The 21223-nt window shown below is 59.9% G+C and carries 18 protein-coding genes; 8 read left to right on the top strand and 10 right to left on the bottom strand.

Translation table 11 applies throughout. The features are described 5' to 3' along the window. Positions 1 to 184: 184 nt before the first annotated feature. The 5 genes from colR to AC1DVF_RS12810 all read left to right on the top strand — a co-directional run bounded on the left by colR (position 185) and on the right by AC1DVF_RS12810 (position 3913). On the top strand, positions 185 to 868 hold the full coding sequence (gene colR / locus AC1DVF_RS12830; protein WP_041068401.1) for a two-component system response regulator ColR: 684 nt from the start codon (positions 185 to 187) through the stop codon (positions 866 to 868). After that, the gene (locus AC1DVF_RS12825) at positions 858 to 2132 is read left to right on the top strand and encodes a sensor histidine kinase (RefSeq protein ID WP_116255107.1); all 1275 of its coding nucleotides are present in this window, start codon (positions 858 to 860) and stop codon (positions 2130 to 2132) included. Before colR ends, AC1DVF_RS12825 begins: the two co-directional genes overlap by 11 nt. 161 nt (positions 2133 to 2293) lie before the next feature. Continuing rightward, complete coding sequence (locus AC1DVF_RS12820; RefSeq protein ID WP_116255106.1) at positions 2294 to 2962, top strand: class I SAM-dependent methyltransferase; 669 nt, start codon at positions 2294 to 2296, stop codon at positions 2960 to 2962. 4 nt (positions 2963 to 2966) lie between these two features. After that, positions 2967 to 3683 carry a lipopolysaccharide kinase InaA family protein gene (locus tag AC1DVF_RS12815; protein WP_477782540.1) on the top strand — a complete coding sequence of 239 codons (717 nt, stop codon included), beginning with the start codon at positions 2967 to 2969 and terminating at the stop codon, positions 3681 to 3683. A 2-nt stretch (positions 3684 to 3685) separates the two neighbouring features. After that, positions 3686 to 3913, top strand: coding sequence for a hypothetical protein (locus AC1DVF_RS12810; RefSeq protein ID WP_093430557.1), 228 nt, complete (start codon positions 3686 to 3688; stop codon positions 3911 to 3913). A gap of 175 nt (positions 3914 to 4088) precedes the next feature. Here the strand turns inward: AC1DVF_RS12810 and AC1DVF_RS12805 are convergent, their stop codons facing one another. The 10 genes from AC1DVF_RS12805 to AC1DVF_RS12760 form a co-directional block, all read right to left on the bottom strand. Further along, the gene (locus AC1DVF_RS12805) at positions 4089 to 7124 is read right to left on the bottom strand and encodes a multidrug efflux RND transporter permease subunit (protein WP_477782539.1); all 3036 of its coding nucleotides are present in this window, start codon (positions 7122 to 7124) and stop codon (positions 4089 to 4091) included. A 13-nt stretch (positions 7125 to 7137) separates the two neighbouring features. Continuing rightward, entirely contained in the window at positions 7138 to 8286 is a 1149-nt protein-coding gene (locus tag AC1DVF_RS12800; protein WP_099757043.1) for an efflux RND transporter periplasmic adaptor subunit, read from the bottom strand. 180 nt (positions 8287 to 8466) lie between these two features. Further along, positions 8467 to 9567 (bottom strand): DUF1513 domain-containing protein, encoded by a 1101-nt coding sequence (locus tag AC1DVF_RS12795; RefSeq protein ID WP_460130017.1) that lies wholly within the window; start codon positions 9565 to 9567, stop codon positions 8467 to 8469. A gap of 14 nt (positions 9568 to 9581) precedes the next feature. After that, complete coding sequence (locus AC1DVF_RS12790; RefSeq protein WP_099757042.1) at positions 9582 to 10646, bottom strand: imelysin family protein; 1065 nt, start codon at positions 10644 to 10646, stop codon at positions 9582 to 9584. Positions 10647 to 10673: 27 nt separating this feature from the next. Then, on the bottom strand, positions 10674 to 12101 hold the full coding sequence (locus AC1DVF_RS12785) for a di-heme oxidoreductase family protein (RefSeq protein ID WP_099757041.1): 1428 nt from the start codon (positions 12099 to 12101) through the stop codon (positions 10674 to 10676). A gap of 317 nt (positions 12102 to 12418) precedes the next feature. Beyond that, positions 12419 to 13762, bottom strand: coding sequence for an imelysin family protein (locus tag AC1DVF_RS12780; protein ID WP_477782538.1), 1344 nt, complete (start codon positions 13760 to 13762; stop codon positions 12419 to 12421). A gap of 210 nt (positions 13763 to 13972) precedes the next feature. Beyond that, positions 13973 to 16024 carry a putative bifunctional diguanylate cyclase/phosphodiesterase gene (locus tag AC1DVF_RS12775; protein ID WP_477782537.1) on the bottom strand — a complete coding sequence of 684 codons (2052 nt, stop codon included), beginning with the start codon at positions 16022 to 16024 and terminating at the stop codon, positions 13973 to 13975. A 332-nt stretch (positions 16025 to 16356) separates the two neighbouring features. Beyond that, positions 16357 to 16953 (bottom strand): superoxide dismutase, encoded by a 597-nt coding sequence (locus AC1DVF_RS12770; RefSeq protein WP_007918933.1) that lies wholly within the window; start codon positions 16951 to 16953, stop codon positions 16357 to 16359. 176 nt (positions 16954 to 17129) lie between these two features. After that, a complete protein-coding gene (locus AC1DVF_RS12765; RefSeq protein WP_093430549.1) occupies positions 17130 to 17732 on the bottom strand; it encodes a LysE/ArgO family amino acid transporter in 603 nt (200 codons plus the stop codon). A 5-nt stretch (positions 17733 to 17737) separates the two neighbouring features. Next, complete coding sequence (locus AC1DVF_RS12760) at positions 17738 to 18139, bottom strand: ACT domain-containing protein (RefSeq protein ID WP_186622841.1); 402 nt, start codon at positions 18137 to 18139, stop codon at positions 17738 to 17740. 96 nt (positions 18140 to 18235) lie between these two features. Between AC1DVF_RS12760 and AC1DVF_RS12755 the strand changes: the two genes are divergently transcribed. The 3 genes from AC1DVF_RS12755 (at position 18236) to AC1DVF_RS12745 (ending at position 21147) form a co-directional block, all read left to right on the top strand. Further along, on the top strand, positions 18236 to 19129 hold the full coding sequence (locus tag AC1DVF_RS12755) for a LysR family transcriptional regulator ArgP (protein WP_477782536.1): 894 nt from the start codon (positions 18236 to 18238) through the stop codon (positions 19127 to 19129). A gap of 54 nt (positions 19130 to 19183) precedes the next feature. Further along, entirely contained in the window at positions 19184 to 20176 is a 993-nt protein-coding gene (locus tag AC1DVF_RS12750) for an NAD-dependent epimerase/dehydratase family protein (RefSeq protein ID WP_102901065.1), read from the top strand. Positions 20177 to 20292: 116 nt separating this feature from the next. Continuing rightward, a complete protein-coding gene (locus AC1DVF_RS12745) occupies positions 20293 to 21147 on the top strand; it encodes an ATPase (RefSeq protein ID WP_093430545.1) in 855 nt (284 codons plus the stop codon). The last annotated feature ends 76 nt before the right edge of the window (positions 21148 to 21223 follow it).

Below are 21223 nucleotides of genomic sequence, written 5' to 3'. Positions count from 1 at the left end.
CTAATGGCGCGAGAGTCTCGCGTTGTCACTGTAGTCAGGTTGTGAACCAATAGTGAAAAACTCGTTAAGGTTTGAATTTGCTTGAGAGAGTTGATTTACGAGGCTTTCAGCCCTAGCTCTGAGCTGGCGATGGCCTTAAGCTGCGCGAGCCATGACGGCCGTTACTGTGTACGGAGGAGTGCCCATGCGAATTCTATTGGTTGAAGACAACCGCGATATCCTCGCCAATCTGGCCGATTACCTGGGGCTCAAAGGCTATACCGTCGATTGCGCCCAGGACGGTCTGTCGGGTCTGCACCTGGCGGCCACCGAGCATTACGACCTGATCGTGCTCGACATCATGTTGCCCGGCATCGATGGCTACACCCTGTGCAAACGTCTGCGTGAAGACGCTCGTCGGGACACGCCAGTGATCATGCTGACCGCTCGCGATCAACTGGACGATCGTCTCCAGGGTTTCAAGTCCGGGGCTGACGATTACCTGGTCAAACCCTTCGCCTTGTCCGAGCTGGCCGCGCGCGTCGAAGCAGTGATGCGTCGGACCCAGGGTGGCGGGCGCCGGGCGTTGCAGGTCGGTGATCTGAGCTATGACCTCGACACGCTTGAGGTTACCCGCGAAGGCAAACTGCTGAAACTCAATCCGGTCGGCCTCAAGCTGCTGGCGGTGTTGATGCAGAAGAGCCCGCACGTCCTGCGCCGGGAAATTCTCGAAGAAGCGCTGTGGGGCGATGATTGCCCGGACAGCGACAGCCTGCGCAGCCACGTCCACCAATTGCGTCAGGTGATCGATAAACCGTTTGCCAAGCCATTGCTGCAAACCGTGCACGGCGTCGGTTATCGCTTGGCCGAGGGCCGCGATGGAGTTTAAGCAAAGCCTTTCCCAGCGGATCATCATTGCCTTTGCGCTGATGAGCGCGCTGGTCGCGGGGGCCTTTGCCATGGGCATCGTCGCGACCGTGCACCTGGTGGAAGAAAAACTGATTTCGGCGGGGCTGGGCGGCGATCTGCAACGGCTTCTGCTGATGGACAACGTTTCGGACTGGAGCCATCGCCCGGAACCCGACCAGTTGTTCTATTTCAGTGGCGGCCCGGGCGATTTCGAGCTGCCCAAGGACCTGCGTCACCTCGATGCGGGTTTCCATGAAGTGTTCCGCGAGCAGCTGTCGTATCACGCGATGGTCGAAGTCGTCGACGGTCGGCGTTATGTGCTGCTGCAGGATCAAAGCGATTTCGAAGAGCGCGAGCGGGTGCTGTTTGCCGTGGTGCTGGTGGGCTTTGTGCTCAGCCTGGCCCTGGCGGTGTTCCTCGGTTGGGTGCTGGCGCGCAAGGTAATGGCGCCGGTGGTGCGCCTGGCCCGGCAGGTTCGCCATCGCGATCAGTTGCTCGGTCTGGCGCCGCCGCTGGCACCGGATTACGCGGCAGACGAAGTGGGCGAACTGGCGGTGGCGTTCGATGCCACGCTGGGGCGTCTGCGTCAGGCGCTGACACGTGAAAGATTGTTCACCAGCGATGTCAGTCATGAGTTGCGCACGCCGTTGATGGTATTGGCCAGCTCCTGTGAACTGCTGATGGAAAACCCGGCCATCGATCAGCGTGGGCGCAATCAGGTCGAGCGCATTGCCCGGGCCAGTGAGGAAATGCGCGAGCTGGTGCAGACCTTCCTGATGCTCGCCCGCTCTCAACGCGAAGATGCTGGTTCGGCGCCGCAACAGAATCTCGCTCAAGTCGCGGACAGCTTGTTGTGCGTGTGGCGTGAGCCGATCGAAAGCAAAAGGCTGACCTTGCAGTTCGAGCCGGGAAATCCGCCGACCACGTGCTACAACGCAACGTTGTTGACCGCGGTGATGGGCAACCTGTTGCGCAACGCTTGTCACTACACCGAGAAGGGCTTCATTCGCCTGACACTCACGGCCAACGGCTTTGTGGTGGAAGACTCCGGTGTCGGCATTCCGGAAGAAAAACGCGAAGCCATGTTCGAGCCTTTCGTGCGTGGCAGCGAAAAGCGCGGCGAAGGCTTGGGGTTGGGGTTGTCGCTGGTGCAGCGGATCTGCGAGAACCAGGGCTGGACCGTCAGCCTGAGCACGATGGAACCCAATGGCTGCCGCTTCGAGGTGGATCTGGGCAAAATCTGATGCACGGAGTGGCTCGATGCTACTCCCTCCTACCTGTCTAATTCCTGTATAACGCTGTAATAATTTGTCTGTTTACCGGACATTTTTTTCACAAATGGATGACCTGACGCTGACACGCCGCTCCTTAAGGTGGTGACATCAGCAATTCAGGAGTCCAGGTGATGGCCGGTCCGATCAAACTCGATTTTTCCGAGAAGTACGACGATCAACACGCGCAGAAATACCTGCGCAAGCACAAAGAAAGCCTTGGACGGCGTCTCTCCCACTGGCGTGACGAACAGCTGGCCCGCAAGGCGCTGGCGTCGGTGGGTGAACCGGGACTGGTGCTGGATCTGCCTTGCGGTGCCGGGCGTTTCTGGCCGTTGTTGGGCGAAAAGGCCAACCGGGTGATTATCGGCGCGGACAATTCCGAGTCGATGATCAAGACGGCCATGGAGTCGCAACCGGCGGATGTAGTGAAACGGGTACAACCCTTGCACACCTCTGCCTTCGACATTGCCTTGCCTGACAACGCCGTCGACAGCATTTTCTGTATGCGTCTGCTCCACCACATCGGTGAAGCCGAGCATCGCCGGGCGATTCTGCGCGAATTCGAGCGCGTTACCCGGGACAGTGTGATCGTTTCGCTGTGGGTTGATGGCAATTTCAAAGCCTGGAAACGCCAGCGAGCCGAGCGCAACCGTGACAAACGCGAGTATCAGAATCGCTTTGTGTTACCGGCCGCTACGGTGGAAAAGGAGTTCGAGGAAGCAGGTTTTCGGATTCAGGAACAACTGGACTTTATTCCGCTCTACGCCATGTGGCGGGTTTACGTATTACGCAAGAGGTAACAGGATGGCAGTGCAATTTGCAGCAGAAACGGATGTCGCTTCGCAAGATCGCTTTGACTTTTACTGGAACCAGCGCGGCGAGTGGGTGGAAGAACCCAATGTTCGACGTGGCGGGGAAAGTGGCGTGCAAAGGGTCGTGGGGCGCGATGGTCAACTGCTGTATGCCAAGCGCCAGACCGGTCACATCTATCGCAGTTGGTTGCACCCTTTTGGCCGTCCTACTGTTTTGCGTGAACTTGATGCGCTGACCGGCGTGAGCAAGCTCGGTGTGCGCGTGCCGCAAATCGTTTTCTGCGGCGCTCAGCCTGATCCGCAGCACAAATGGCGCGCTCTGCTGGTCACCAAGTCCCTGGACGGTTTCCAGGAACTGGAACATTGGCTGGCGGCTGCCGGCGGTCGCGATCAGTGCGGTGATGTGGTTTATGAGCGCGTGCTCAAGGACCTCGCCGAGAACCTGGCGCGCATGCACAAGGGCCGTTGGCAGCACAGCTGCATCTACATCAAACACGTGTTTGTGCGTGTGACGGGCGAAGGCGAGTCGGCCAAGGTCGAAGTCGCGTTGATCGATCTGGAGAAATGCCGCCAGCGTCTGACCGCCTATCGCGCCGCTTCCCACGACATGAAGCAATTGCGCCGCCATTCGTCGTTCCGCGACACGGACTGGAAAAAACTCGTCTACTTTTATGAGACGGCGTTTGGCAGCGCTATCAAAGGTTTATAGCGATGAAACTAGAAATTGCACGAGGTTTGTTTTTGGTTGGAGCCTTGGCAGTTGCGTCATTGGCGGTGGCTGCCTGGGAGCAGCCCCGCATGCAGGTAGTGGGCTCGTCCGTAGACGACGCCCACTGCGCAGTCCCACGGGTGGCAAAAGCCTCCGTGGCGACCAAACCCGATCATGATCTGTTGTTGTTCATGTTCGGACTTTCTCAAGGGATGAGGCCGCAGAGTTGAACCGATTGAAGCCCATATAAAAGGCCTCGCAGATGCGAGGCCTTTTTTTATGCCCGGATTTTATGGATAAACGCCAACCAAATGTGGGAGCGAGCTTGCTCGCGAAGGCGGTGTGTCAGGCACTATAAGTATTAACTGAAAGACCGCTTTCGCGAGCAAGCTCGCTCCCACAGGGTTATGCGGTTTGTTTGGGATCGGGTTTCGCCAGCAGGGTGTAAACGCACGGCAGCACAAACAGCGTAAACAACGTGCCAATCGACATCCCCGTGGCAATCACCATGCCGATATCAAACCGACTGACCGCGCCGGCACCCGTGGCGAGAATCAACGGCACCATGCCAAACACCATCGCCGCCGTGGTCATCAACACCGGGCGTAAACGAATCGCTGCCGCTTCCTCAACGGCTTCACGCGCCGTCAGGTCTTTATCCTTGCGCAACTGGTTGGCGAACTCGACGATGAGGATGCCGTGTTTACTGATCAGCCCGATCAGCGTCACCAACCCGACCTGGGTATAGATGTTCATGCTCGACCAGCCGAGGAACAGCGGAATCAGCGCGCCGCAGATCGACAACGGCACCGTCACCAGAATCACCAACGGATCGCGGAAGCTCTCGAACTGCGCCGCCAGCACCAGAAAGATAATCGCCAGGGCCAGCGCGAAGGTTACCCACAGGGCACTGCCTTCCTGCACGAACTGGCGTGAGGCGCCGCCGTAGTCGAAAGCAAACCCGGCCGGTGCTTCCTCGCGGGCAATCTGCAACACGGTGTCGATGGCTTCACCCATGCTCACCAACGGGAAACCGGAGATCTTCGCGGCGTTAAGTTGCTGGAACTGATTGAGCTGGCGCGGTCGAGCGCGGTCGCTGACCTTGATCAGCGTCGACAGCGGCAATAACTCGCCCTGAGTGTTTTTCACGTAGTAGTTGTTCAGCCAGTCCGGGTTATCGCGATAGGGGCGTTCGACCTGGGCAATGACCTTGTAGCTGCGCCCATCAATGGTGAAACGGTTGATTTCCGCCTCGCCCAACAGCGTCGCCAGCGTGCCACCGAGATCCTGCATCGACACGCCCATCTGCGCTGCTTTGGCGCGGTCAATATCGACCACCACCTCGGGTTTGTCGAACGCCAGATCGAGATCGACGAAGGCGAACTTGCCCGACTCCATTGCACGTTTCTTGATCCGGTCAGCCACTTGCAGCAGCAGTTCATAGTCGTTGGCGGTGTTGACCACGAACTCAAACGGCAAGCCTTCACCGGTGCCGGGCAGGGAGGGCAGGTTGAAACCAAAGATCTGCAAGCCAGGAATGCCTTCCAGTTTGCCTTGCACCTCGGGGAGGATTTGCATCTGCGTGCGACTGCGCTCATTCCACGGCTTGAGCAGGAAGCCGCCGATCCCCGCCTGTACACCGTTGTAGCCGTTGATCTGGAACGAGGAGTAGTACTCCGGGAACTCTTTGAAGATCTTGATGAATTCGTCGGTGTAGGTGCTCAGGTAATCGAGGTTGGTTGGCTGCGGCGCAGTGGCCATCATGAAAATGATGCCCTGATCTTCGTCCGGGGCCAGTTCCGATTTGGTGAACTTGAGAAACACCGGGATCAGGCACAACACGATCACTGCGAACACCAGCACCACCGGTCGCGTGTTCAGCGTGCCGTGCAGCATGCTCTGATAGCGGCGCTTGAGGCCGTCAAAAATGCGGTCGAGGCGATGCGCGAGGCCGCTGGGATTTTCCTCGTGGCGCAGCAAAAACGCGCACATCATCGGCGACAGGGTCAGGGCGACGATTCCGGAAATCACCACGGCGCCGGCCAGGGTCAGCGCAAACTCCTTGAACAACGCTCCGGTCAGCCCGGTGAGGAAACCGATCGGCGCATACACCGCCGCCAGGGTGATGGTCATCGACACCACCGGCATGGCGATTTCCCGTGCGCCTTCCAGCGCCGCATCAAACGGCGTCTTGCCTTCCTCGATATGCCGGTGAATGTTTTCCACCACGACAATCGCATCGTCCACCACCAGACCGATGGCCAGCACCATCGCCAGCAGCGTCAGCAGGTTCATCGAGTAACCCATCATCTGCATGAAGAACATCACGCCGATCATCGACAGCGGAATGGTCACCACCGGGATTAGCACCGAGCGCAATGCGCCGAGGAACAGGAACACCACGACGATGACGATCAGCACCGCCTCGAACAGGGTTTTTACCACTTCATCGATCGAGGCCTGGATAAACAGCGTGGCGTCGTAGGCGATCTCGCTTTTCAGGTTCGGCGGCAGTTGCGCTTCCAGCTCGGGCATCAGCTTGCGCACTTCCTTGATCACATCCAGCGGGTTGGCGCCCGGGGTGGCCTTGATGCCGATGTACACCGACGGCGTGCCGCCAAACGAGCTGATCGAATCGTAGTTTTCCGCGCCCATTTCCACCCGCGCGACATCACTCAGCAACACGCGGCTGTCGCCACTGACCTTGAGCGGAATCGCCGCGAAGGCTTCAGCGGATTTCAGTTCGGTGTTGGCGTTGATGCTGGTGACCACATACTCGCCTTTCACTTCGCCGGCGGCGGAGAGGAAGTTGTACTGGCGCACGGCGTTGGTCACATCGCTGGCGCTGAGGCCGAAACCGGCGAGTTTCACCGGGTCGAGCCACAAGCGCATGGCGAACACCTGATTGCCGAGAATCTCCGCCTCGGCCATGCCCGGCAAGGTCGCCAGTTTTGGCTGGATCACCCGTGACAGGTAGTCGGTGATTTGCGGGTTGCTCAAGTCCTTGCTGAAGAAACTGATGTACATCAGCGCCGAGGCGTCGGCGGACTCCTTGCTCAGCACCGGGTCTTCGGCGTCCTGTGGCAGCTTGTTTTTCACCTCGTTGGCTTTGGCCAGCAGCTCGGTGAACAAACGGTCGGTGTTGGAACCGATACGGGCGTAAATCGAAATCACCGAGAAGTTCTGCCGGCTGACCGAAGTCATGTAGTCGATGCCTTCGGCGCTGGCGAGGCTCTGCTGCATCGGCTGGGTGATGTAGCCCTGAATGGTTTCGGCGTTGGCTCCGGGATAAGCGGTGGTCACCGTGATCAGGGCGTTTTCCATTTGCGGGTATTGGCGCAGCGGCAACTTGCTCCAGGCCTGAAAGCCCAGCAGCACAATCAACAGGCTGACCACGGTGGCGAGCACCGGGCGGCGAATGAACGGATCAGTAAAAGCCATGGGATTTCCTTGATCAGTCGGCGCGCGGCGGACTGTTCTGCTCGCCGAGGGTCTTGTCGTCGCTGATGGCGATGTGGGCACCGTTGTCCAGTTTGATCTGGCCAGCCGTCACCACTTGTTCGCCACTTTGCACGCCCTTTTTGATCATCACCAGGCCATCGCGGCGTTCACCGGTTTCGATGAAGCGGCGTTCGGCGATCAGCACCGGTTGGCCCTTGTCGTCCTTTTCGACGCTGCCGTCTTCGGCTTTCTTTTGCCCGACCACGTAGATCGAGTTGCCGTAGAGGGTGTAGGTGATCGCGCTCTCCGGCACGACAATGTGTTTCTGCGGATCCGGCAACAGCACCTCGAGGCTGGCGAACATGCCCGGCAGCAATTTGCCGTCGGGGTTGGCCAGCGTGGCGCGAACCAGAATGTTGCGCGTTGTGCTTTCGACGATCGGGTTGATCGCGCTGATCTTGCCGGCGAAGTTTTGCTTGGGATAGGCGGCGACAGCGATCTGCACAGGCTGACCGATGGCCAGTTTCGGCACCGATTGTTCGGGCAGGTAGAAGTCGGCGTAGAGGCTGCTCAGATCTTGCAGCGTGGCGATTTTGGTGCCGCTGGCGAGGTAGTCGCCGACGTCGACCTGACGGATGCCGATGGTGCCGCTGAACGGTGCGAGGATGCGTTTTTTCGCCAGCGAAGCGTTGAGCTGATTGACCGTGGCTTTATTTTTCTGCAGTACAGCGGAGAGCCGGTCGTACTCGCCTTTGGAGATTGCGCGGCTATCGACCAGTTGCGCGCCACGGCCGAAGTCCAGTTGCGCCAGCCCGAGATCAGCCTTGGCGGTTTCCAGCAGGGCAGTTTCGACGCCACTGTCGAGTTGCAGCAAGGGTTGCCCGGCCTTGACCTTCTGTCCGGACTCGAACTTGAGTTCGGTGACGGTGCCGGCCACTTCCAGGCTCAGCTCGACACCTTGCAGCGCCTTGAGAGAGCCGACGGTGGGCAAACGCATCTGCCACGGTTGCTCGGTGGCATTGGCCACGGCAACGCTGATTGGCGGTTTCGGCTTGGAAAAGCCCTGGATCATTGTGTAGATCGAAAAGGCTTTGTATCCGCCCAGCACCAGGACGATCAACAAAACAACACCCAACATGATCAGCATGCGGCGACGCAGCATATTTCCAGTTCCTTGGATAAATCAGGTGAGACAGGCGGGCACATTACTCCGAGTACAGGGGGGATTCCAACTGGCAGTTCTTACAGGGGCGCGCAAAAAGACCGCAGCCTGCGGCAGTTCCTGCAGAGGAGTGCATTCCAATGCAGGAGCTGCCGCAGGCTGCGATCTTTTAAGGCAGTTTTACGCCATCAAATGCAGATGGTTGTCCCAGAGCCCCGCCGGTAATTCCAGTGGCTTGGCCAGCAGCTCATCCTGACGGCAATCGTAGTAACGGCAACGTCCTTGCCCGGAGGTCACGACAAAACCGTCCTTCACCGCACCCACACCCGCGCAATCGGGCAACGGCGCGTCGAGGCGCACCTCGCCACTGTCCAGATCCCAGATAAAGAAGCGGTTGCCACGCGGCGCCGTCAGCGCAACCAGGCGCAAGTCGCTGTGCACCGCAACACTGGCGGTGTAATGCCCCATCGACTGCAACTGATGCTCCGGCACCGGGAACGCCACGAACGGCTGCCCCGGACGCTTGATCGCCAGCAACTCCGAACGCTCATGCGAGGCGCCCATGAACTGCTGACCGGCGACGATGGTACCGTCGCTGGCGATGCCCAGATGGCGCACGCTGTTCATCTGCTGGGCGAGGGTTTCCTTGCTCAGCAGGGTGCCATCGCGCTGCATCAGCACCAGACTTGGCTCCATGGCGTTGAGGTTCATGTCGACACGGCTTTCTGCCTCGGTACGAATCCCGCCATTGGCCACCACCAGCGTCTCGCCGTCAGGCATCCACGACACCTGATGCGGACCGAGACCGTGGGTGGAAATCTCGCCCGTGTGCACCAGTCGCGCGCCTTCGAACTTGTAGACGCCGAGCAGGCCACGGCCAGGATCGGTGGTGTCGTTCTCGGTGGCGTACAGGTATTCGCCGTCCTTGTGCACCACGGCGTGGCCGTAGAAGTGCCGGTTCGGCTGTGAGGTCACGGTCTGCAGCAACTTACCGTCGCGCAGGTCGACCAGGTAACTCTCGGTGCCCGGGCGACGTGCGACGAACAGTGCAATCGGCTGCGTCGGATGGTTGATGATGTCGTGGCAGCGTTGGCCGACTTCGGTGGCGAACACCCGCGTGCCATCCAGCCGATAGCCGACGGCGTAGTGTTTGCCGTCGGTGTCGTCGCGCGCCGACAGCAACAGCGGGCTCTGATCCTTGCGTTTGAACAGCGTCCAGCCGCCCAGCGTCACTGCTCCCAGCAGTGCACTACCTAAAGTCAGAACCTGACGTCGCAGCATGGCACTTGCCCTCATCAGTCACCGTCGTTGGCGTTGAAGCCCAGTTGGATGCCCAGCGCCTTGGCCAGTTCGCCTTCGTGCAGGCGATGGACGACGTTGAGGCTGTCGTAAATGTCGTTCAGTTGCTGACGACCGGCGTCGTCTTCGAGCATTTCGCCGAGCGAACGCTGAGTGCTGTCGAACAGTTTCAGCGAAGCGGCGTAGGCTGCGTCGATCTTGTCGGCCAATGGCTTCTGATCGCTTGGCAGCAGGCTGCGCAGGCCTTTGTTGTCGACGCCTTCCCAGACGGTTTTGGCAGCGGCGAGGCTGGCTTCCAGTGCGGTCAGCGAGGACTGGCTGCGCCAGGCATCGGCCTGGAACGGTTGAGGCACGCCTTTGCTCTGACGGCCCATTGGCGTGCCGAGTTTTTTCTTCAGAGTGTCCAGTGCAGTGACTTGCACACGCAGCAGATCGGCGATCGCTTCGTGGGAGTCGGCGTAGCGCTGGTTGGGGAACTTGGTCATCTGCGCGAGCATGCCGTCAGTGTTGTTCCAGCCCTGCAGAATCTCTTCGGCCAGTTGCTTCTGTCGTTCGCCAATGGCGATCAGCAGTGGGCAGTACTTGGCTTTCTGCTCGGCGTTGGCCACGTCAGGCTTGGCGTCGAACAGGATGTACTCGTACGCCGACAGACCTTGAACGACTACGCTCGATTTGGCCAGGGCGGCGGCGTCGATCTGCGGCTGCGCGACGACCAGTTGCTCGACCTGACGGCCGACGAGGTTCTTTTTGTCCGGCCAGAACTGTACCTGCCACGAACGGTTGCCCTCAGCCAACGGGCCGATCAGCAGCGGTTGCAGCTCGGCCCAGGCTTTCTGCGCGTGCAGGAAATCGGCGCGGGCGGTTTCCAGGGTTTCCTTGCCCTGGCAGTAGGCGAGGGCGCTGACCGCCAGTTGCTTGTCGGCCTCGACCCAACGGGTGTAGGTCGGCAGGATCACCGATTTGGCGATGGCCGCCGACGTGACCGCTTGCGGATCCTGCGGCGAGCAGGCGCCGAGGGCGAGCGCGGCAAGGCTGGTGAACAGTAGCTTGGGACGGAACATGTCGGGCTCCCGATTCTTTTTCAGTGTTTAAAGTGAGTTCAAAAACGCCAGCAGCGCGGCACGCTGCTCGGCATTGAAAGACAAAACCTGTTGCTGCGCGGCTTGTGCTTCGCCGCCATGCCAGAGCACCGCTTCGAGCAGATTGCGCGCGCGACCGTCATGCAAAAACTGTGTGTGGCCGCTGACGGCTTGCGTCAGGCCGATCCCCCACAACGGCGGCGTGCGCCAGTCGCGGCCGGAGGCCTGGAATTCCGTACGGTTGTCGGCCAGGCCGTCGCCCATGTCATGCAGCAACAGATCGCTGTATGGACGAATCACCTGATTGGCCAGTTCAGGTTCGGCTGCGTTGGCGGCGGTGGTGTATTTCGGTGTATGGCACGACTGGCAGCCGGCCTGGAAAAACAGGCTCTTGCCGGCCAGCACTTGTGCATCGTTGACGCCACGCCGCGCGGGTACGGCGAGGTTACGGCTGTAGAACAGCACCAGACGCAGGATGTTGTCGCTGACTTCCGGCTCGCCGTCCGGGCCATTGCCGTTTGGCGCCTGTTTGCAGGCAGTTTGCGCCTCGGTGCAGTCATCGAAGGGGCGCAGACTGGTGGTGAGACCCATGTCACCGGAAAACGCGTGGACGTTCTGTTGATTGAGGTTCGGTTGCCCGGCTTTCCAGCCGAATCTGCCCATGACGGTTTTCTGCAACGCATCATCCCAGACCTGATTGGGACGGCCATTGATGCCTTTGTTGTCTTTGGCTTGCGCGGCGGCGTTGGCCAGAATCGCTTCTTCGGGGATCGCTTCGAGCAGGCCCAGTCCAATCATCGGCGGCGCGACGCGGGCCGAGAAACGCGTGTCCGGGTGCATCGGGCCGTAGCCCAGTTGGGTGATCTGCAACACTGGCTTGCGCAATTCGACTTCGGTGCCGTCCTTGAAACGCACGGGCACTGGCGTGTAATCGACGCGCACTTTGCCTTCCGGGGCGACGCCGGGCACGGCCATGTCCTGGAACTGACCGCCGTAGACCGGCTCCGGCACTACGCCAGCCTGCTCGATGAGCCGGGCATATTCCGGCGCGTCGGGGATCGACAGCCTGACCAGCATCGACACCGCGTTGGCCGCATCCGGCGTCGGTGGGTGGCCGCGACCGTCCTTGATGTGGCAGTTCTGGCAGGCGTTGGTGTTGAACAACGGGCCGAGGCCATCGCGCGCCGTGGTGGTCGACGGTGCGATCACCCATGGGCTGCGGAAGAAACTGTTGCCGACACTGAAATCCACTCGCCGTGACGGTGGCAGGTTGGCCGAGGGCAGGGAGAATGCGTTCTGATCGGTCTTGCGCACGGTCGCTGCACCGCCCGAACGGGCTTCACCCGGCTCAGCCTTGGTGAAACGCGGGGCGTCATCGCAGGCACTCAGGCCCAGGGCCAGCAACAGTGCGGACAAGCGAAGAGGCAGCGAGGGCATCAGACATCCTGCGGACGGGCGAAAATAAAGGCGCAAAGTCTAACAGGGCGAAGGAGTTTGAATAAGAGGAATTATCGTTTGCTTGATATGAAGCAAACCTAAAGGCCAATGCAAACCTTGTGGGAGCGAGCTTGCTCGCGAAAGCGGAGTTCGTCGCTCTGCTGGTGTTGCGCCAGATGCCGCCTTCGCGAGCAAGCTCGCTCCCACAGGGATTGGTGGTGCACTTGATATTGGGTACACCTTGAAGCAGGGGGTTGTGTTTGGCATGCATGAAAAAGGCGACCCGAAGGTCGCCTTTTTTGAATCGAACGCAGTGATCAGAACTCGTGATCAGCGTTGTCCGGGTTCAGGTCGCTGATGCCCAGTTTGCCGGCAGCGGCTTCGATCGAACCGGTCTGCTTGACCAAGGACGCGATGGCGTCGCGAACGATCTGGTTGCCCGCAGTGTTGCCGGCAGCGATCAGTTGGTCGTAGTGCTCACCCTTGTTGGCGTGATCGACCATGACCTGGATCTTCGCTTCGGTAGCGGCCAGATCGGCTTTCAGTGCGGTGTCGGCAGCCGGGTCGGCCTTGGCCACCAGCGACGACAGGCTGGCGCCGGTCATTTTGGTGCCGTCAACACGGGTGTACTCGCCCAGGTAAACGTTACGAATGCCTTTGGCATCGTAGAAGTGCGAGTTGTGGGTGTTGTCGCTGAAGCAATCCTGCTCGTCTTCAGGGGAGTTGGCTTCGAGGGAAACCTTCATACGCTCGCCCGCCAGTTCACCCAGGGACAGGCTGCCCATGCCGAAGAGCATTTTGCGCAGACCGGTTTCGCCCGGCTCGGCTTCCAGGGTGGCACGGTAGTTGTCAGCCACGTTCGGCTTCCAGTTACCGACCATTTCTTCCAGGTCGCTGACCAGCAGTTGGGTCACGGACTTCAGGTAGGCACGACGACGATCGTTGTGACCGCCAGTGGCGCCGGCGCCTTCCAGGTAGTCGGAGGCCGGACGGTTGCCAGCGCCAGGGCCGGTGCCGTTGAGGTCCTGGCCCCACAGCAGGAATTCGATCGCGTGGTAGCCGGTGGCGACGTTGGCTTCGGAACCGCCCAGCTCGTTGAGGCTGGCGAGTTTTTCCGGGGTTATGTCTTTGACGTCGACCTTGTCTTCGCCGACCTGAACTTCGGTGTTGGCGATGATGTTGGCGGTGGCGCCCGGGTTACCCAGAGCGTGCTCGTAGGATTTGTCGACGTAGTCGATCAGACCCTCGTCCAGTGGCCAGGCGTTAACCTGACCTTCCCAATCGTCGATGATGGTGTTGCCGAAGCGGAACACTTCGCTCTGCAGGTACGGAACGCGCGCGGCGACCCAGGCAGCCTTGGCGGCTTTCAGGGTGTCGGCGTTCGGCTTGGCGAGGAAGGTGTCGACGGCGGTCTGCAGGGTTTTCGCGGTGGATTCGGCATCGCTGTAAACGGCGAAGACCATGTCGGCGTAGTGCGCGACCACAGCCTTGGCGGCGGCTTCGTCGACTTTACCGGCAGCGGCAGGCGCTGGAGGTGCGCTGGTGCTGGCGGCTGGGGTCGGTGCGGCCGGAGCGGCGGCCTTGTCTTTGCCTTCGCCGCAACCGGCGAGGGAAATAGCGATGGCCAGCAGACTGGCGGTAGCCAGAGGCATACGAATCATGGCGAACATCCTGCTTCGGTAGTTGATTGGACTGGCGCGGGGGCGCGCAAAACTGCGACATAATGCAAATCTTTCGCATTATGTGTAAAGGGTTGTGGCTGGAAATATTTCTTATTTACGCAGATCAAAAGATCGCAGCCTGCGGCAGCTCCTACAGTGGGAACGCATTCCAAATGTAGGCGCTGCCGCAGGCTGCAATCTTTCGATCTTCTAGAGAATGGCCGCGTTACTGCGTTGCGCCTGTTTGAGATAGGCGCTCAGTTCCCGGGCCGGCAGCGGTTTGCTGTAGTGGTAACCCTGACCTTCGTGGCAGCCTTCGGAGATGATGTAGCTTTCCTGTTCGGCGGTTTCCACGCCCTCGGCAATCACCTGCATGCCCAGGCTCTTGCCCAGTTGAATGATCGCGCGAACGATGGTCGCATCGTCGTCGTCATCGAGCAGGTCCTGAACGAAGCTCTTGTCGATCTTGATCTTGTCCAGCGGCAGGCTTTTCAGATAGCTCAGGGATGAATAGCCGGTGCCGAAGTCATCGATGGCGATCAAAGCGCCAGAGCGGCGCAGGCTGAGCAAGTGCTGGGCGGCGGTGCTGATGTCTTCCATCAGGCCGGTTTCGGTGACCTCCAGTTCCAGACTGCGCGGTGGCAGGCGGTACATCTGCAGCAGGTTGTTGACCACGCGCGGCAATTCGGCGTGGTGCAGTTGCACGGTCGATAGATTCACTGCCATGCGCAGGTCGGCGAAACCCATATCGTGCCATTCGCGCAATTGCTTGCAGGCCTGATCGAGCACCCATTCGCCAATGGCGATGATCGTGCCGTTCTGCTCTGCCAGCGGAATGAACAGGTCCGGCGGCACCAGACCGTGTTCCGGATGCTGCCAGCGAATCAGCGCTTCGACGCCGACCACGCGGTGATCGCGATAGCTGATCTGCGGTTGATAAACCAGATAGAACTGATCGCGCAACAGTGCATCGCGCAAGTCTTTTTCCAGCTCGCGGCGGCGGCGCATCTCGCTGTCGACGCTAGCGATATAGAACTGATAACGGTTGCGCGAGCGGGTCTTGGCCAGGGTCATGGTCTGCTCGGCCTTCTGCAACAGCTTCTCGGTGCTGTCGCCGTCCTCCGGGAACAGGGTGATGCCAATGGTCGCGCGCAGGCGGATTTCCTGATGGTCGAGGGCGAACGGCGCCTCCAGATCATCAAGGATGCTTTGCGCCAGTTCGGCCGCTTCGTAAGGTTGCTCGATATCCGCTTGTACCAGTGCGAACTGGTCGCCGCCGAGGCGGGCGAGGGCGCCGAGGCGGCCGCTGTGGGCGCGCAGACGATCGGCCAGGGCCAACAACAATTGGTCGCCGGTCTGGTAGCTGAATTGCTCGTTGATGCCTTTGAAATCATCCAGCCCCACGCACAACACCGCGACCCGGCGTTGCAGCTTGCCGGCGTCGACCAGAATCTTGTCCAGTTGCTGCTGGAGTTGCTGGCGATTCGGCAGGCCGGTGAGGAAGTCGTACTGGGCCATGCGCAGCAGACTGTTTTCCGCTTCATGACGCAGATGGGTGTTGCGTTCGATCGACTCAAGCAACTGATTGGCGGTGTTGATCCAGATCCCCAACTCGTTTTTTTCGTGGCCCTTGAGCTGCGGAATCTTGTGTTCGCTGGGGCGATCGGGGTTGATCTCGGTGAGGTGTTCGATGATCCGCGACAACGGCTTGGTCAGCAGCCAGTGATAGACCAGATACAACACCAGGCCCATCGCCAGTGCGCGCAAAACCCCGGAAATAAAGATGATCACCGAACTGACGATAAAGCCCTCGCCATAGGTGGCGGTGTCGAGGGTGATGCTCAGGTCGCCGTAGTACTCGCTGTACGGACCACGCCCTACCAGTTGCGTGGTGAAGGTGCGTTCCTGGCCGAGAATCAGGTCGGTCAGCCAGCGGCTGTTGGACTGCTGCAATTCGCGGGACTTCTGCGCGAGCATGGCTTCGTTGGGATGGCCGATAGAAGCCTGACGCACGGCATCGTCCTGGAACAGGCCTTCGATCACCTGCATGCCCATTTCCCGGTCGAGGCTGTAAACCGCCTGGGTCGAGGGATCGCGGAACATGTCGAGGATGCGTTCGGCGTCGCCGGCAACGGCCTGGCGGGTTTTGTAAGCATCGAAAACGATCTGTGCGCAGCTCAAGACTACGCCGACGATCAATGCCGACAGGAGCACGACCCGGAGCAACTTCACCGACAAGCTGTTCTTGAGTTCCAGCTTCAAAGGGTTATTCCTTGTTCCGTGCGGGTAGCGTCAAGTTGCCATGAGTATTGGCAATCCCGAGTTTGCAGTCAAAGGGACAATCAGACCGGGGACGATTCGCCCATAGCCTTGGCCGAAATGCTGCTGTCTGGAGTATTAGCCCTAATTTGTACTATGTCGGTAGTTTCGCCCCTCAACTTGAGCGGTTCGCAGCATTTTTTCCTCTTTTTGATGTTAGCCCGCTGTGGCATGGCGGCAAGCAGCGGCAGACAGCTTTCAGCGTGAGAAAAACGCTATTTAAATGCAGGCATAAAAAACMCGGCAAAAGCCGGGTTTTTTGACTGGCGCGCAGCTTAAGCGGTGAAGGTTTTGCCTTCGAACTGCTCAGCAACGAACTTCCAGTTGACCAGGTTCCAGAACGCTTCGACATACTTCGGACGAACGTTGCGGTAGTCGATGTAGTAAGCGTGTTCCCAGACGTCGCAAGTCAGCAGCGGGGTGTCGCCGCTGGTCAGCGGGTTGCCGGCGCCGATGGTGCTGGCCAGAGCCAGGGAACCGTCAGCCTTTTTCACCAGCCAGCCCCAGCCGGAACCGAAGGTGCCGATCGAGGTTTTGCTGAACTCTTCCTTGAACTTGTCGAACGAACCGAAAGCAGCATTGATGGCTTCAGCCAGCGCGCCGGTTGGTTGACCGCCGGCGTTTGGCGCCAGGCAGTTCCAGTAGAAAGTGTGGTTCCAGACCTGAGCGGCGTTGTTGAAGATACCGCCCGAGGAAGTCTTGACGATTTCTTCCAGGGTCTTGCCTTCGAACTCGGTGCCTGGCACCAGGTTGTTCAGGTTCACGACATAGGTGTTGTGGTGCTTGTCGTGGTGGTATTCCAGGGTTTCCTTGGAAATGTGCGGCTGCAGGGCATCGTGTGCGTAAGGCAGCGGCGGCAATTCGAAAGCCATGATGATTCTCCTAATCAGGTCTGTTGCGGTGAGCGCAAGGCCGATCACGGGCGGCCAGAAATGCACCGGCGAGTTTTTACTCTTTGCGGCGCAGGGTTTCGATCATAGCACCGGGGTTGCGGCATAACCACGCAACAACTGTGTGGGATAGAGGTTCCAGAGCCGTTTGGAATAAATCAGCTCGCCAATATCAACTGCCCGGCGACCGTGAACATCATCAACGCCACCACCAGATCAAGAATCCGCCAGGTACTCGGCCGGGCCAGATATGGCGCCAACCACGCAGCACCCAGTGCCAACGTGAAAAACCACAGCAACGAAGCACTCGCCGCGCCCACTACATAAGCGCCCGGCACCGATTGCTGCGCGCCGAGCGAGCCGATCAGCAACACCGTATCCAGGTAAACGTGCGGGTTGAGCAGCGTCACCGCCAAAGCGCTGAGCATTACCGCACGCAGCGAACGCACGGTCTGATTCTCGCCTTGCCCCATGCTCTGTTTCGAACACGCCCGGCGCAGCGCCTGGCTGCCGTACCAGATCAGAAACGTCGCGCCGCCCCAACGGGCAATCGCCAGCAGCATCGGGTTCTGCGCCAGAATCGTCGCCAGCCCGAATACTCCGGCCGCCACCAGCAGCGCATCGCAAACCACGCACAACGCCGCCACGGGCAGGTGATGTTCACGACGCAGGCTCTGCGCCAATACAAAAGCGTTCTGCGTGCCGATCGCCATGATCAGCCCGAACGCCACCAGCAGGCCGTTCACATAGCTTTGCCACATAACAATTACTCCGCGTTGGCTGCGAGATCGCGCAGCACTTGCATGGCGCGTTCGGCGTCGGCCTGGCCGACGAACAAATGGTCGTGGTAATAGCCGGCAATCACGTTGCAACTGATCCCGGCCTTGCCCAGTGCCGTGGCGAATGCGGCGGTGAGGCCCACGGCTTCCAGGGCCGAGTGCACGTTGAGGGTGATCCACGCGGCGACGTAGTCGAAACTGAAACCGGCCTGTTCAGCTTGGGAGCGTTCGAGAATCACGGTCAGGCCTTCCTGTTCGCGGAAGCTGCCGACGATCTCCAGATCCCTCGGTAACACGCCGTCGGGCAGGGTGCAGAATACGTATTCGCCGGCGTTCAGTTGCGGGCTCATGCTGCGCAACAAGGTTGTGAGTGAGGTTTCGCCAGCCATTGCAGTGATCCTTGATAAAGAGTGCTTGCTGGCTATTCTCCGGGCGAAACCTGTATAAGAAAAACCAATAGTGCTGATCGCTCATTAGGAAAACTGATGTTCGACTACAAATTGCTTTCTGCTCTGGCCGCCGTGGTCGAGCAGGCCGGCTTCGAACGGGCCGCGCAGGTGCTGGGTTTGTCGCAATCGGCGATTTCGCAGCGGATCAAACTGCTCGAAGCGCGGGTCGGCCAGCCGGTGTTGATTCGCGGCACGCCGCCGTCGCCGACCGAGATAGGCCGGCGTCTGCTCAACCATGTGCAGCAGGTGCGTCTGCTTGAGCGTGACCTGCAAACCCTTGTGCCCGCGCTGGACGAGGAGGGGTTGCCGGAACGTTTGCGCATCGCACTTAATGCCGACAGCCTCGCCACGTGGTGGGCCGAAGCGGTGGGAGATTTTTGCGCCGAACAACATTTGCTGCTCGATCTGATTGTCGAAGACCAGACCGTCGGCCTCAAACGCATGCGTGCCGGTGAAGTGGCCGCGTGCCTCTGCGCCAGTGAACGGCCGGTGGCCGGCGCACGCAGTGTGTTGCTCGGGGCGATGCGTTATCGCGCGCTGGCCAGCCCGGCGTTCATCGCACGGCATTTCCCCGACGGCGTGCGCGCCGAGCAACTGCCACGCACCCCGGCGCTGGTGTTCGGCCCGGACGACTTCCTCCAGCATCGTTACCTCGCCTCGTTGGGCGTCGATGGCGGATTCGAACACCATTTATGTCCTTCCTCGGAAGGTTTTATCCGCCTGATCGAAGCCGGACTGGGCTGGGGCCTGGTGCCGGAACTGCAAGTGCGCGATCAATTGCAACGCGGGTTATTGCATGAACTGCTGCCAGATAAACCGATCGACGTGCCGTTGTACTGGCATCATTGGCGTAATGGCGGTCAGCTGCTGGGCCTGCTGACCGAGCAATTGCTGCGTTCTTCGGCGCAATGGCTAGTGCCGTTGGACTGAGGGCCAGCGTCAAGACACTCGAATCAGGCAAAACGAAAGACATCGGAGCTTTACATGAAAATTCTGGTCACCGGCGCAAGCGGCTTCATTGGCGGACGCTTTGCGCGTTTCGCCCTGGAGCAGGGCCTGGACGTGCGGGTCAACGGTCGCCGGGCCGAGAGCGTCGAACATCTGGTGCGCCGTGGCGCCGAGTTTGTCCCCGGCGACCTGACCGATCCCGATCTGGTCCGCGAGCTGTGTTCCGATGTTGAAGCCGTGGTGCATTGCGCGGGCGCCGTCGGGCTGTGGGGCCGCTATCAGGACTTTCATCAAGGCAACGTGCAGGTCACCGAAAACGTTGTCGAAGCCTGTCTGAAACAGCGCGTCCGCCGTTTGGTGCATCTGTCGTCGCCATCGATCTATTTCGATGGCCGCGATCATTTCAACCTGACGGAAGAGCAAGTACCCAAGCGCTTCAAGCATCACTACGCCGCGACCAAATATCTGGCTGAGCAAAAGGTTTTCGGTGCGCAGGAGTTCGGCCTGGAAACCATTGCCCTGCGCCCGCGTTTCGTCACCGGCGCCGGTGATATGAGTATCTTCCCGCGCCTGCTTAATATGCAGCGCAAGGGCCGCCTGGCGATCATCGGCAATGGCCTGAACAAAGTCGATTTCACCAGCGTGCAGAACCTCAACGAAGCGATGCTCAGCAGTTTGCTGGCCGCCGGTTCCGCGCTGGGCAAGGCTTACAACATCAGCAACGGTGCGCCGGTACCGTTGTGGGATGTGGTCAATTACGTGATGCGCAAGATGGAAGTGCCACAGGTCACCAAGTACCGATCGTATGGTCTGGCCTACAGCGTCGCGGCGCTCAACGAAGGTGCATGCAAGCTCTGGCCCGGGCGTCCGGAGCCAACCCTGTCGCGGCTCGGCATGCAGGTAATGAAAAAAAATTTCACCCTCGACATCAGCCGCGCCCGACATTATCTGGACTACGATCCGAAAGTCAGCCTGTGGTCGGCGCTGGATGAGTTCTGCGGCTGGTGGAAAGCTCAGGACATCCGTTGAAACGATTCGGCCGGGCGGCAATGAACCGTGTAGCCGCTTGGGGGTCAATCCCTGCGGCTGCGGCGGTTATACTTCGCAGCATTTAGCCATCACCGCGTTTCACAAAGGTTGCCTCAATGTCCATGCGTAATGATGCCCACGACGATTTCGATGATGTCCCGAGCCTGCGTGCCGACACCTTCGACGACGATGACATTCCGACCACCGCTCGCACCTCCGTGCATTCGCGCACGCCGCCCGTGGTCAAGGTCAAGGCGGCCAGCACCGGCCCGTTGTGGGCGTTGGTCGGCGCACTGTTTTTCGCCTTCGTCGGTCTGGCCTGGTGGAGTTTCCAGCAAATCTCGTTGATGGAGCAGCAACTGGTCGCCACCCAGGAAAGCTTCGCGCGCATCAGTGAAGAAGCGGCGGGGCGCTTGCAGGACATTTCCGGCAAGGTCGTGGCCAGCCAGTCCAACGTCACCAGCGACAGCGAAGCCCTCAAGCTGCAGATCAAACAGCTCGAAGGCAAGCTGCTCGATCAGAGCAAACAGCAGCAAGGCGTCGCGGGGCAGGCCAGTGATCTGGACAAACGACTGGCACAGATGACCGCGCAGACCACTGAACAGCAGAACGCCAATACCCAGTTGCAGGCGCAGGTCAAAGCCTTGACTGCGGAACTGGCGACGGTGAAAAGCACGCCGGCCGACACCAGCAAGGTCGACGCTCAGTTGAAGGCCTTTGACGCGCAGTTCAAAAGCCTCGGTGCCGATATCGCGGCGTTGAAGAAGCAGGGCAACCCGAGTGCGGCGATTGATCGCCTCGAACAGGAAATCGTCGTCCTCAAAAGCGAGCAGGACAACCGCCCGGCAGCCCCGCAAGGCGGCGGCAATACCGCCGAGTTCGACGCTTTCCGCGGGCAGATGACCCGCAACATCAATACCCTTCAGGCGCAGATTCAGAACCTGCAGCAGCAGATCAATTCCCGCCCGTAAGACTTGCTCAACAGTGGTGAGGCTTGCCTCACCACTTAAGCCGCGAAACGTTCAGAAACCCTCTGAATATCCATAC

The sequence above is a fragment of the Pseudomonas sp. P4_D7 genome (assembly GCF_056401755.1).
Note: the sequence above shows the minus strand (reverse complement) of the source record. Positions and strands in the feature narration are given on the sequence as shown.